12 protein-coding genes are annotated in these 12,290 nt (G+C 71.0%); 7 read left to right on the top strand and 5 right to left on the bottom strand.

From position 1 onward, the window contains the following. Window positions 1–228: 228 nt before the first annotated feature. Window positions 229–804, bottom strand: a complete 576-nt coding sequence (locus tag IF29_RS0140710; RefSeq protein ID WP_037598648.1) for a TetR/AcrR family transcriptional regulator — start codon at window positions 802–804, stop codon at window positions 229–231. Window positions 805–888: 84 nt separating this feature from the next. On the opposite strand from IF29_RS0140710, the gene IF29_RS0140705 reads away from it, so the two are divergent. Then, entirely contained in the window at window positions 889–1,815 is a 927-nt protein-coding gene (locus IF29_RS0140705) for an aldo/keto reductase (protein WP_030267402.1), read from the top strand. A 141-nt stretch (window positions 1,816–1,956) separates the two neighbouring features. Then, window positions 1,957–2,541, top strand: coding sequence for a Uma2 family endonuclease (locus IF29_RS0140700; protein WP_030267399.1), 585 nt, complete (start codon window positions 1,957–1,959; stop codon window positions 2,539–2,541). Window positions 2,542–2,789: 248 nt separating this feature from the next. On the opposite strand, the gene IF29_RS0140695 is transcribed toward IF29_RS0140700, so the two are convergent. Further along, the gene (locus tag IF29_RS0140695) at window positions 2,790–3,764 is read right to left on the bottom strand and encodes a GNAT family N-acetyltransferase (protein ID WP_030267396.1); all 975 of its coding nucleotides are present in this window, start codon (window positions 3,762–3,764) and stop codon (window positions 2,790–2,792) included. 184 nt (window positions 3,765–3,948) lie between these two features. Between IF29_RS0140695 and IF29_RS0140690 the strand changes: the two genes are divergently transcribed. From IF29_RS0140690 to IF29_RS0140675, 4 genes are all read left to right on the top strand, one after another. After that, window positions 3,949–4,461, top strand: a complete 513-nt coding sequence (locus IF29_RS0140690) for a hypothetical protein (protein WP_232242905.1) — start codon at window positions 3,949–3,951, stop codon at window positions 4,459–4,461. An 89-nt stretch (window positions 4,462–4,550) separates the two neighbouring features. Next, window positions 4,551–7,448 carry a M48 family metalloprotease gene (locus IF29_RS0140685; protein ID WP_157624205.1) on the top strand — a complete coding sequence of 966 codons (2,898 nt, stop codon included), beginning with the start codon at window positions 4,551–4,553 and terminating at the stop codon, window positions 7,446–7,448. Window positions 7,449–7,573: 125 nt separating this feature from the next. Then, the gene (locus IF29_RS0140680) at window positions 7,574–8,305 is read left to right on the top strand and encodes an amidase family protein (RefSeq protein ID WP_051726686.1); all 732 of its coding nucleotides are present in this window, start codon (window positions 7,574–7,576) and stop codon (window positions 8,303–8,305) included. A 171-nt stretch (window positions 8,306–8,476) separates the two neighbouring features. After that, window positions 8,477–9,436 carry a cyclase family protein gene (locus IF29_RS0140675; RefSeq protein ID WP_232242901.1) on the top strand — a complete coding sequence of 320 codons (960 nt, stop codon included), beginning with the start codon at window positions 8,477–8,479 and terminating at the stop codon, window positions 9,434–9,436. A gap of 344 nt (window positions 9,437–9,780) precedes the next feature. Here IF29_RS0140675 and IF29_RS0140670 read toward each other — a convergent pair whose 3' ends face one another. After that, window positions 9,781–10,746, bottom strand: coding sequence for a helix-turn-helix transcriptional regulator (locus IF29_RS0140670; RefSeq protein WP_232242899.1), 966 nt, complete (start codon window positions 10,744–10,746; stop codon window positions 9,781–9,783). A gap of 114 nt (window positions 10,747–10,860) precedes the next feature. Between IF29_RS0140670 and IF29_RS0140665 the strand changes: the two genes are divergently transcribed. Continuing rightward, the gene (locus tag IF29_RS0140665; protein ID WP_030267381.1) at window positions 10,861–11,094 is read left to right on the top strand and encodes a hypothetical protein; all 234 of its coding nucleotides are present in this window, start codon (window positions 10,861–10,863) and stop codon (window positions 11,092–11,094) included. 34 nt (window positions 11,095–11,128) lie between these two features. On the opposite strand, the gene IF29_RS44280 is transcribed toward IF29_RS0140665, so the two are convergent. Together IF29_RS44280 and IF29_RS42955 are read right to left on the bottom strand one after the other, a co-directional pair. Beyond that, a complete protein-coding gene (locus IF29_RS44280) occupies window positions 11,129–11,707 on the bottom strand; it encodes a hypothetical protein (protein ID WP_157624204.1) in 579 nt (192 codons plus the stop codon). Between the two features lie 66 nt (window positions 11,708–11,773). After that, the coding region (locus IF29_RS42955; protein WP_037598645.1) for a hypothetical protein at window positions 11,774–12,290 on the bottom strand (517 nt) is incomplete at its 5' end.

Raw genomic sequence — 12,290 nt, 5'->3', positions numbered from 1 at the left:
GACCAGCTGATGGATCTCGATCATGGATGCGTCCTCAGGTTCCGGTGCAGGGACCGCCCGTTGACGGCACTGCCGCCGACTGACGGTGGTGCGGCCGAGATCCTGCCGTCGGCCGCACCACCACCGTAGGTTCGCGCCAGGGGCCGACCACCGGTACCGCGGGCGGAACCGCAGCCGGCGGGCGGTACCCCGGTACCGCACCGCCTCCGCCGCGAGGAGGACGCCGCGTTACGCCCGGGCGGCGGGGCGCAGGGAGTCGAGGACCAGGTCGAGCAGGCGGGCGACCTGGGCGCTGTCGCGGTCGGGGCCGGTGGAGAGGAACACCCCGAGCAGCAGGGCGGTGACGTCGTCGGGCTCGGTGTCCGCGCGGAAGACCCCGGAGGCCGCGCCGGCGGTGAGGATCGTGGCGATCGCGCCGGTGACGCGCTCGCGGGTGGTGGAGGTGGCGATGCGGCCCGAGGCCCAGCCCGCGCGCAAGGTGTCGACCAGGCCCCGCTTCAGCTCGACGAACTGGGCGTAGCGGTCCATCCAGGCGCGCAGGGCCGCGTCCGGGGGCAGCTGCTCCAGCAGCGCCGCGGCGCTCCTGGCGATCTCGTCGAGCTCGGTCGCGTAGACCGCCTCGACCAGGGCCTCGCGGGTGGGGAAGTGGCGGTAGAGGGTGCCGATGCCAACGCCGGCCCGGCGGGCGATGTCCTCCAGCGGCACGGTGTCGTCGGCGGCGGCGAACGCGGCGGTCGCCTCGGCCACCAGCCGGTCGCGGTTGCGCCGTGCGTCGGCACGCAGCGGGCGTTCTGGAGCAGCCAAAGCGGAGGGACCTCCGGTAGTGTTATGGTCAGTAGCGGAGGAACCTCCGCTTCTCCCATACTCTCACAGGACAGGGGCACAGCCATGCCTGTCAGCACCACTGCCCACGGCCACCCGCGCCCGGGCGGCCCCGGCCGACTCGCCGGCCGCACCGTCTCCCGCGTCGGCTTCGGCGCCATGCAGCTCGAACGCCTCCACGACGACCGCCCCGCCGCGCTCGCCCTGCTGCGCCGCGCGGTCGAACTCGGCGTCGACCACGTCGACACCGCCCAGTTCTACGGCAACGGCTTCGTCAACGGCGTCATCCGCGACGCACTGCGACCCGAGGACGACGTCCTGGTGGTCAGCAAGGTCGGCGCCGACCCCGACCCCGGCGGCCGCATCCCGCTGCGCCCGGCCCAGCGCCCCGAACAGCTGCGGGCCAGCGTGGAGTCCAACCTCACCGCACTGGGCCTCGAACAGGTCCCGGTGGTGAACCTGCGCCGCCTGGACAACGGCCCGGGCCTGCGCGCCGAGGGCGACCAGGTGGTCGACGTCGACGACCAGCTCGCGGTGATGACCGCGCTGCGCGACGAGGGCAAGATCGGCGCGATCGGGCTGAGCAGCGTCACCGCCGACGTGCTGCGCCGCGCGCTGCCGGCCGGCATCGTCTGCGTGCAGAACGCCTACAGCCTGCTCTCCCGCGAGGACGAGGAGATGCTGGCGCTCTGCGTCGCCGAGGACATCGCCTGGGTGCCCTACTTCCCGCTGGGCAGCGGCTTCCCGGGCCTGCCCAAGGTCACCGACGAGCCGGCCGTCCTCGACGCGGCCAAGGCCCTGGACGCCGCCCCGGCCCAGGTCGGCCTGGCCTGGCTGCTGCAGCACGCCCCGAACGTGCTGCTCATCCCCGGCACCGCCGACCCCGACCACCTCGCCGCCAACACCGAGGCCGGCTCCCTCGCCCTGGACCCGGCCACCGTCGCCGCCCTGGACGCAGTCCCCTCCCGCTCCCCGCGGATGACACTGGACTGAGCGACCCGCCTAGCGGCCCCGGCCGGCCGGCGTCGGGGGCGGAGTAGGTGATGCCGGAGCCGTCCGGGCGACCGTCGTTGTGGAAAACTGTGGGTGTAGCGGCGAGAACGTCTCCTTGCCCGCAGGGAAGGACGGAACCTCATGACCATGCTCAATGACCGCTCGCCGATCCTCGTCGAGCAGTTCGAGGCCATCGCCCGTAGCGTCGCACGCGAGGCCGAGGGCGTTCATATGGAGCTGATCAACGGAAAGCTGGGAGTCAAGCCGGTGCCGGACGGGATCCACGACACGATCGTCGCCTGGCTCAGCCGGATCTGCATCCAGGCCCGACCCGAACTGTGGTTCTACGCCGAGCGTGGACTGGCCGTGGAGACGTACCGGGCCGGGCGGGCCAAGGCCGACGGGCTCCTGACCGAGGGGCCGTCGTTCCTGGACGACAAGGAATGGGCGGACACCGCGCCGGTCCTGCTGGTTGCCGAAGTGACCTCCTCCGACCCGGACACCAACCAACGAGACCGTATCGACAAGCCCCGCGCCTATGCCGAGTCGGGCATCCCGGTGTACCTGCTGATCGACAGGGACAGTTGTGAGATGGTGGTCCACTCCGACCCCGACGGAACCCGCTACGAAACCGTGAGCCGGCGGCCCTTTGGAAAGTCGGTCCTCCTCCCGGATCCGGTCGGCATCACCTTGGACACCGAACCGCTCAAGAACTGGACCGCGTGACCGTCCCGGACCACCGGCCCCCAGTGTGGAGCAGCGTCCCGGGTGTCGTGGGCACCGCCCGCCGTCCGGCCCAGGCCCGGACGGCGGGCGGTGCTCGGGGCGGGCGACGGCGACGATGTTGAGCAGGCGGTCGCGGTACCTGGGGTCGAGCAGTGCCGAGGGGGCGCGACTCTCGGTGGCGGGGTCCGCATCCGTGGCAGCGGCGGTCACCGACGGAACGGCCACCTATCTGATCAACTGAACTATGCTCAGGCGTTGAGGGAGTACCGGACTTCGGTACGGGCGACGGAGAAACCCACCCGCTCGTACAGACCGTTCGATCCGGTCGGGCTGTCGGCGTCCACTTCGACGCTTGCCCGGTCGAAGCCGGCGTCTCGGGCCGAACGAAGCGCATGGCTGATGAGCGCGCTGGCCACGCCGCGGTTGCGGTATGCGCGACGGGTTCCGAACCGGATGAGCTGCGCGTCGCGGACGCCGGTCGCCGCGGTGTCCGCGTCCCAGGAGAAGGTCAGCAGCATGCCGGCGGCCGTCCCGCTGTCCGCGTCGCGCAGCAGGAAGCTGAGGTCCGGGCGAAAGGCAGGCCAGCCGAGAAACGCACGCCACTGCTCCGGCGGCATCGGGGCCCCTCCCCAGCGGTCGAGCGCTGCCTCGTTGCTGACGGCGAAGAACTCGGCGTCGCCAGCGACCGAGTAGCCCTCCACAACGAGGCCGTCCGGCTGCGGCAGGTCGACAACCGCGGCTCCGAGCGGGTGCCGCATGTGCGAGTACCAGCGGACGGGCGTCATGCCTGCGGCCTGGTAGCAGACGCGTGCGCTGTCGTTGAGCGCGTTGTTCTGGGCGTCGACGGCAAGCGGCAAGCCAGGGTGATGGATCGCGTGCAGGGCCTTCGCACTCGCAATCCCAGCGGCCAGCAGCTCAGCGCCGAGTCCCCGGCGCCGATACTCCGGACGCACACCGCCGCTGAGCGTCACCCGATGCACATCCTCGACGAGCAACTTGTGTGCCGCGGAGGAGTAACCGACCATGCGGTCGCCATCGAAGATGCCGACCGTACCGCGCTCGAGGTCCAGCAGAGGCGCGTTGATCTGGTCGGCGGCGTCCTCCTCGGAGTAGTACTCGCCGAAGACGTCGACGACCTCGATCGCGTTGAGCAACTCGGCCAGGACGGCTGCGTCCGCTGGAACGATCGGACGGCGGATCAGATGTGCGAGGCCAACGGTCATGGGCCGACCCTAGCCATCTCCTGATCATGGTGTCATCCGGGTTTCTGTCGCGCCTCAGCGGCAGCCCCGCAGGACGTGTGGACATGGTGATCACGCCTCCGCATGACAACCGCCGCTTGTAATATCGCCGCCCGCAGTGCTGCCTCCACATGGAGACAGCGAACATTCGCACGGGGGTGGGAAGTTGAGTGCACAGTCCCAGCAAGCCGCTGGAGTCCTGGTTCGCGATGTCGTGCGGGCGGTGGTGAAGGACTGTGTGCCGGAGGAAGCGGTCGTGGTCGAGGGGCTGCTGCGCTACAGCGACGCCCAAGTGCTGGCCCGGCTTCGAGGGCGCAGGCAGGGGCGCGATCCGCTCGGCTTCGGACTTGCCGAGGTCGCTCCGCTGGTGACCCCGGTGCTGTGGTTGACGCTGGAGGCCGCCCGTCAGCGGCTGGCCGACGCGGTCGTGGACGGCGCGGCGCACGGCTCGGCGTCGCTGTGGCGGCGCCTGCTGCGCCGCAGATCGACCCCGGAGCTGATCCCGCCACTCACGCGAGCGCAACAGGCGTTGGTGCAGCGGATGGTCATCGAGGCGGCGGCCGAGGCCGGGCTGTCGCAACAGCGGGCCAGGCGGATCGCCGATGGCGTCGTTGCCGGCTTGGCACTGTCCGAGCCGGGCCGGCCGCCCTCCGGAGGCGCCACGGGGGCAGCCCGGTGACCACCGCCGCGTCCGTTCGGGTCAGGTTGGACGAGCGGATCGTGGGGGCCGGAACGAACGCCCGCTTTGCTCTGCTCATCCTGCTGCTCGTGACATCCAGCGGTTCCATGCTGCTGCCAGTGCTGGACGCCCTGCATTCGGGCGACTTCGACGGATGCACGCTGGCGGCCGGCGCCGACCCCGCCCACAGCACCGAGCTTCCCTCACTGCTCCGGGTGACCGGGCAGGTGCTGGCGTTCCTGCCCTGCGTGGACCGTTACGCGCCGTACCCACCGTGGTGGCAGATCCTGGCCGGGCCTGCCGTGGTCACAGCCGTAGCAGCGCTGACCATGGCTGCACTGCCGTTGTGGAAGCAGCGGGCCGCCCACTGCGTCCGTCTGGACCGCATCCCGGCCGGTGCTGAGGTCGCCGCGCGCGTCCAGGAGTTGGCCGCGGGCCGTGTCACGCAGGTGCCGAGGCTGTTCGTGGTGCCCGGCGCAGCAACCAGGAGTGCCGCGGTGTTCGGCACCAACGGCAGCCCCAGACTGGTCCTGGACGGCGGACTGGTCGCCTCCCACGCCACCGATCCGAAGACCTTCGACGCTGTGGTCCTCCACGAGCTCGCGCATGTCGCCAACCGGGATCTGACGGTCACCTACGGCACCGTCGCCCTGTGGCGGACCTTCATCGTGGTGGTCATCGCCCCCTACCTGGTGTGGCTGGGCTGGGAGAGGTCCCTCGGCATCGCGGGGGGTCACGACCGGACACCCACGTCCTTGATCGTGCGGGCTCTGGCACTGCCGGCGGTTACCACCGCCATGATGTACTTCGCCCGTGCGGACGTGCTGCGCAGCAGGGAACTGTATGCCGACCTGACGGCCCACCGGTGGAAGGCGCCGCTGGAGCACGTCTGGGCCGCGATGCCCGCGACAGTCGAGCACCCCCGCGGGCCCTGGTCAGTGACCGCCCTCCTGGACCGGCTGCGTACCCACCCCAGGTGGGAGATTCGCCGTGACGCCCTTGACGATCCCGCGCCGTTGTTCGCGGTGAGCGCGATGCTGATGTTCCTGACCGGGGTCATGGCCATGCTGATGGGCTTCGACTTGTCGGACTACACCTCGGCTCACCCGGCTGTGCTGACCGGCTGGCTCTCGGAGGGCATCGCCGCCGTCCCCGCTGCTGTGGCGACCGCGGCCACCACAGCGACGCTGTGGCGGGCAACAATCCGCGCCGCGGCGCTCGGCCGCCGGTCGCCGACGGGTCTGCGCGCCGGGGCCTGGCTGGGCCTGGGCCTGATCGCCGGATCACTGCTCAGCGGTCAGACCACCGGGGATCTGTGGCTGCCCCGCCGGATGTGGGTACTGGTCCTGGTCCTGGCGGCCGCGGTCGCGTTCACCTGCTGGACCTGTCAGTGCGCGCGCCTGGCCACCGCATCGTGGCCGGGCAGGACGTTGCGCTTGCCGCTGGCCCTGTGTCTGACCGTCGGCTGGCTGCTCCTCGCGGCGTGGTTCGGCTGGTGGGACAACAACGCGGCGCAGTATGCCGTCGGATTCTGGTACGACTCGGCGGGCATGAGCCAGGCCATCGTGCACTGGTTCCCGGGCGTGGGTACCGTCCACCCGGCCGCGATCTCGGTCATGGCCGAGACCGTCCCTGCGCTGCGGATCGCAGCATTCCGGCCGCTGATGCCCGCAGCCACCGTCGCAGCGTGGATGACGCCTCTGGCCCTGTGGTTCGCGGGCACCGCGGGCCCCGGACCTGGGTGGCTGCGCCCGCTCGGTGCCGCAGCCGGTGGCGGCACGACAACGGATCCCACGACGGCCCGGCGATGGCGGGTGCCCGGTGCACGTCGCGTGACCGTGTCCGCGCTGATCGGCGGTGCGGTCACGGTTCTCGGTGTGGCCGGCGTCCAGGTGTGGCTGCACACGCTGCACGCCGGGCCGGGACAGCGCGGCGGCATGTACGCCTTCAGCTACGCGATCTGGTCGCTGTGGGCGATCACTGTCGGGACCGCTGTCGCCGCTGCGACTGCAGCCGCTTCGGCTCGGTTCCGGTTGCTCACGGCCCTGGTCGCCGCAGGGATCAGCGCCCTGTTGGGACTGGCCGGCACGACCGTGCTGATCTCCGTCGACGGCTGTGTCCAACCGCTGGACGTCCTCAACAGCAGCTGCGCGTGGCGGCCCGCCTGGCAGCAGTTGCAGCCGGGCAACACCTTCTCGCTGATCGCGCACAGTGCCCTGCTGATGGCTCCGGTCGCCGCGGCGGTGATCACTGCCGCGGCAGTGCTGGTCCGCCTCGCCCGGCGAGCGGTCCGAGGCAGCCGCACCGCACCGGCGCCTCGGCCCCGCGTCGACCTGCCGCGTACGGAGACCGGAGACCGACTCGCGGGCAGCGCCGTGTTGGTGGTCGGCGTATCCGTCCTCGCGATCGTAGCTGTGCTGACCGCCGGAGACGCCCGGGCGGACCTCACTCCGGCAGGGAGGACAACTGCCGCCAGTGAGGCGGCCTTTCAGCAGACGAGCGGCCTGCCGGTCCTACCGGCCTCCTCCCAGCTGCGCTGGCAGCAGGTCCACGCCTGGTACCGGCTCGGCGGCCGGTACCTCCTCGAGCACGCCATCAATGACGCCGACTCCATGGTGACGCAGCTCCGCTCCGCGATGCGGAACAAGCAGCTCTACATCACCCCGGCCCTGATGACCGGGATGCGGCCGGTGTGCCAGGACATCAGGAACGTCGCCAGCTGGGAACCCAGCGGCTACTTCCAAGTCCCCGACCCCACGGCGGAGAAGTCGTGGCACCAGTACGGCGTGACTGCAGGGAACGGAAGCCAGGACTGCATGCGGGCCGTCGACGAGAAGGACGTCAAAGCCTTCGAGAGCTCCATCATCGAGCTCCTGACCGCACGCACGAACGCGCTGGACGCCTCGAACCGAGTCAAGGCCATCATCAACGACCCCTCCGACCCCGTCTTCAACGGCCGGCCGACGCAACCACCCCAGCCCCTCTGACGGGGAGGCCCCTGATCGGACCGGTCCTGGAACGCAGGCCGCTTCCGTGAGCTGAGGTGCCGTCAGCCGCTGCGCGTCAGCGGCTGAAGGCGGACTGTGCGTGCCGATTGAATACACCCCGCACCGTGCAGGACGCGGCCCTGGCCATGTCGGTGCTGGCAGGACCGGACCCCAGGGACAGGCACTCGATCCCCGGCGGCGACGTGGACTGGCCGGCCGCCGCCGAACCCGGCAGCCTTCGCGGCCTGCGGATCGGCTACAGCCCCACCCTCGGCTACCTGCGCGTGGACCCCGAGGTCCGCGCAGTGGTCGACGCGGCTGTCGCACGCCTGGAACGCGACCTCGGCTGCACGGTCGAGCAGGCCGACCCGGGCTGGTCCGACCCGGCCGAGGGCTTCTGGGCCTGCGTCGCCGCCGACACCGACCTGCGCGGGCTGCGCCGGCTGGCCGCGGCGCACCGCGACCGGATGTCCGACTACGTCCTGGACCTCCTGGACACCCCCTGGACCGCCGAGCAACTGACCGACGGACAGTCAACCCGCAGGGCCGTCGCCAACCGGGCGGCCCGGTACCTGAGCGACCACGACGTCCTGGTCACGCCCACCTGCCCGGTCGCAGCGCACCCGCTGGACCGTGGTGGCCCACAGGGACTGACCCCGGGTCAGTGGCTCGGCTTCCTGTGGCCCGCCAACCTCGCCGGACTGCCGGCGATCAGCGTCCCCGCAGGCCGGCTGGCCGACGGCCGCTGGGTGGGCCTGCAGATCGTGGGCCGCCACCTCGCCGACGCCACGGTGCTGCGCCTCGCGGCGGCCTTCGAGCAGTTGCCGCGCTCATCGGGATCACCGACTTCAACGTGAAGTCGGGACCGGTCTGTCTCCTGGACAATGGACAGCGCCCCGGGCGGGTTGCACCCGGGGCGGTCGACGGCGCGGCCTGCCTACGCCCCACGTACGCCCCACGCGAGGAACCCGGATACTGCCGGAAATTCTCGATTGTTCTCCGGCACAGCTTCAGTGATCATGGTGGGCATGGAGACGGAGAGCATGGACCAGGGCCTCGACGATGCAGGCGGGCAGCAGTGGCGTGTGCAGTTCGACGCGGATGTGGCCTTCGCCAACGGCGGTGGCCTGCAGGCCCAGGGGTTCCGGCTGGACGTGCCCGGGCCGGACCTGGGTGACGCTGACATCGCCGAACTCTTCGTGCGCCACCTCGGTCTGTTGATGGTCGACACGGTGCGGATCAGCGGCAGGAGTGTGTTGCGCGAGCCGCACAAGGGCGGCCGCGGTGTCGGCGGGGCCGCCCAGCAGGCGGCAGGGCGCCGGATCGTCGAGCTCAGCCACCGGATCCGGCACGGCATGGTCACCTATCCGGGGCTGCCCACGCCCGAGATCAGCGACCACCTCTCGCGGGAGGGGTCCCGCGACCACTATGCGCCGGGCACCGAGTTCCAGATCGGCCGGATCTCGATGGTCGCGAACACCGGCACCTACCTCGACAGCCCCTTCCACCGCTTCGGCGACGGGACGGACCTGGCGGGACTACCGCTCGCCGGGCTGGTTGACCTGGACGGGCTGGTGGTGCGGCTCCTCGGCGCGCAGGACCGCGCTGTCGACCGGAGCACGCTGCTGCCGTACCAGGTCACCGGCCGGGCGGTGCTGATCCACACCGGTTGGGACCGGCACTGGGGCACCGACCGCTACGGATCGGGCGGCCACCCCTTCCTCACCGAGCAGGGCGCCAAGTGGCTCGCCGACCAGCGGCCCGCACTCGTGGGCATCGACTCGCTGAACATCGACGACACCGAGGACCCGATCCGCCCCGCGCACACCACGCTGCTGGCTGCGGGCATTCCAGTCGTGGAGCATCTGCGCGGCCTGGAGCAGTTGCCCGTGGACGGCTTCCGCTTCCACGCCGCGCCGCCCGCCGTCGAAGGCATGGGCACCTTCCCGGTCCGCGCCTACGCGGTGCTGCCCGCCGAGGGGCGGTAGCTGCATCTGGACTGGGCCGCAGATTCGGGTCGGCGGCCTGGGTGATCGCGCGGCCGACGACGAGATGTGACGCGCCGGCTTCGACGGCAGCGCGGGGGAGGCCGGTCGTGTTCGCCTGCGGGTTGGGCCGAGGCTGTCCGCTACGCGATATGAGGAGTCTTCATACGCCATTCCTGTCAGGTGTGTTGGCGCTCTAGCGTGATCAGTGCGGCATCCCCCGTGCACGGGTGTTCTCTCCGCAGCTGACATCCCCACCTGACTCCAGGGAGTTCCCATGTCCTCGACTGCGACGACTGCACGCGGTTCTACGCCTCCATCGACGGGCTGCAGTGGGTCGTCGACACCTACTCGATCCCACTGGCCGGCACCATGCTGACCTTCGCCACCCTCGGCGACCGGTTCGGGCGCAGGCGCATGTACATCGCCGGGCATCGGCGCCGCCATGCTCTTCGCCACCGCGCTGCCCCTGCTGGCGGCCGCGTTCCCCGGGGCCGGGGAACGGGCGAAGGCGATCGGCGTCTACGGGGCCGTGATGGCGGGCGCGACCGCCTCCCGTTGAAGTACGCGGCGGGAGTGGTCCCCACTTCCCGTCGGAATGCGGTGATGAACGCGCTCGCGGTCTGGTAGCCGACCGCGCGGGCGACCCGGGAGATCGGCTGCCCCATGCCCAGCAGCGGCAGCGCCGCGTTGAGCCGTTCACTGGTCCGCCAACTGCTGAAGCTCACCCCGGTCTCGGCGCGGAACCGGCGCGACAGGGTGCGCGCTGACACACCGACCTCCCGGCCCCAGGCCTCCAGGTCCCGAGGGTCGGCGGGATCCTGCCTGATGGCGAGCGCCACGCGCAGGGCCTCGGGATCAGCGGGGAGGACGCTCGGAATCGTGGCCACCGACATGGGCTTCAACAGGTCCCACAGCACGGTCGCAACCCGGGCCCGATGCTCTGCAGCACCTGCCCCGAGCCCCACGAGGTGCAACAGCAGCGGCCCGACCAGCCCGGTGGCGTCGACGACAGTCGGGGCCTTCCAGCGCAGCGGGCATTCGTCCGGTTCGAAGTACAGCGACAACATCTCGGAGGAGGAGCCGGGAACCACCGCATGGTCCACACCGCCGGGTATCCACAGCGCGCGCGAGCGCTGCACCACCCAGCGCAAGTCGTCGACCACCACGGTGAGCGGACCCTCTGGCGCCCAAGTCAGCTGGTGCTGGGGATGGTTGTGGGCGGGGATGTCGGCACCCGGCTGCAGTGCGACGACCATGCTCGCCACGGCGAAAGCCGGAACGTCCAGGGTGAAGTGCGACTCACCGATCACAGGCCCGAACTCTACCTCCGGGCGACCTGCGTCAGACCGGCCGTACCGGTGTAAGAGTCGGGCGCGAGGCCGCTCTCTACTGCGAGATCCGATCCAGCAGAGGGAGCCCTGACCATGACCACGTCGTTCCCGCCGCACCCCGCCGAGGGCAGACGCGTCCGCAGCCGCTCGACCGGCCGCGTCGGACTTCTGTCCGGCCAACTCTCCAAACGCAGCCCGCTGCCGGGCTACGGCCCCGTCACCGAGGTCTACGTCCGCCCCCTCGGCGGTGGCCTCGAGTGGGTCACCAGCCCCGACGACATCGAGGTGCTGAGCGAGGGCCCGAGCGACTGCGCAGGTCGCAGGTGACAGCGTTCCGCACAGGTGGGCGAAAGGGCCTGGGTCAGGAAGTGGGTGTCGCTGTCGGTGCGGTATTCGTGCTGCCGGTGGGAAGCAGCGGCTTGCAGACCTTGAGTGCGGCGATGGTCTTCTGGTCGGTGCTGGTGGTGATCGAGCGGACCTGCTGGGTGGTCACGGTCACGCCGTTGTCCTTCATACAGCTGATGAAGGCCGCGGCTTGGGTGTTGCCGGAGGCGCCGTTGCTGCCGCGGCCGCCGAATCCGCCCTGGCCGGTTGGGCGCAGTGAGGCGCATGCCTGCATGGCTGCCGCCTCGGACGGGTTGGCGGAGGCACCGCCGCCGAATCCGCCGTTCGGGGCTCCGCTCGGCCGTCCGGTGAACCCGCCGGTGGGACGTCCGCTCGGCCGTCCGCTGGAGCCGCCGCTGGGCAGGGTCACCCCGTGGGACTTCAGGCAGGCGGTGTACTGGGCGATCGCCGCCGAACCGCTGGCGTTCGCGGATGGCGTTGCCGCTCCAGGGGAGCTGCTGGAGGAGCAGCCCGCGAGCATCAGCGCTCCGGACGCGAGGACGCCGATAGCTGCGAGAGCCCTGGGGGCGGTCGTCCGGCGGACACGTGTGATCATGGCGGGTGGGTTCCTCCGTGAGATGCCTGCGGTCGGCCGGAACAGGCGACTGCCCGAGTCTCGTCGTCAGTTGGCGCCGGTCACCTTGAAGGTCGAATCCTCGAAGACGTGATGCATGGTGGTGCCGATGTCGTGGACCTCGTAGCCGCCGTCGGAGAGCTGGACGACCCGGTCGATCAGACCGCCCGGGTACTTGGCCAGTGCCGCCGCCACCGCCTGGTCGGCGGTGGCCGCGCCGACGATGGTGCCCTGCCCGTCGCTGTAGTCCGCGGGGATCGTGCCGAACGCCTGGTTCCCGGCCTTCTGCCCCCGCTGCAGCGCGCTGACGTCGGAGGACGCCGTCGTGTAGGGGCTGCCTGCGGGCTCGACGGTCACTGTGGTCGCGGTGACGGACTTGTTGTTCACCGTTCCGAACACCAGGACAGCGACGCCGTTCTTGACCGTGTCCGCCGATGCCGCGGTCGGTGTGCCGCTCGTCGCGTCCCGGTAGGCGGTGGACGAGCCCGCGCTGACGGTGATCTTGCCCCCGGTCGGTGTCGTCACGGTGAACCCTGTCCCGGACACGCTGCTGACCGTGCCCGAG

It is taken from the genome of Streptacidiphilus jeojiense, from assembly GCF_000719095.1.
Lineage (GTDB): Bacteria > Actinomycetota > Actinomycetes > Streptomycetales > Streptomycetaceae > Streptacidiphilus > Streptacidiphilus jeojiensis.
The sequence above is the reverse complement of the archived record's forward strand: the minus strand, read 5'-3'. Positions and strand labels throughout refer to the sequence as shown.

Coding starts and splice junctions, on each gene's coding strand:
- IF29_RS44280 (WP_157624204.1), bottom strand. CDS start 11,707: ATGATCACACGTGTCCGCCGGACGACCGCCCCCAGGGCTCTCGCAGCT.
- IF29_RS0140695 (WP_030267396.1), bottom strand. CDS start 3,764: ATGACCGTTGGCCTCGCACATCTGATCCGCCGTCCGATCGTTCCAGCG.
- IF29_RS0140700 (WP_030267399.1), top strand. CDS start 1,957: ATGACCATGCTCAATGACCGCTCGCCGATCCTCGTCGAGCAGTTCGAG.
- IF29_RS0140705 (WP_030267402.1), top strand. CDS start 889: ATGCCTGTCAGCACCACTGCCCACGGCCACCCGCGCCCGGGCGGCCCC.
- IF29_RS0140675 (WP_232242901.1), top strand. CDS start 8,477: ATGGAGACGGAGAGCATGGACCAGGGCCTCGACGATGCAGGCGGGCAG.
- IF29_RS0140665 (WP_030267381.1), top strand. CDS start 10,861: ATGACCACGTCGTTCCCGCCGCACCCCGCCGAGGGCAGACGCGTCCGC.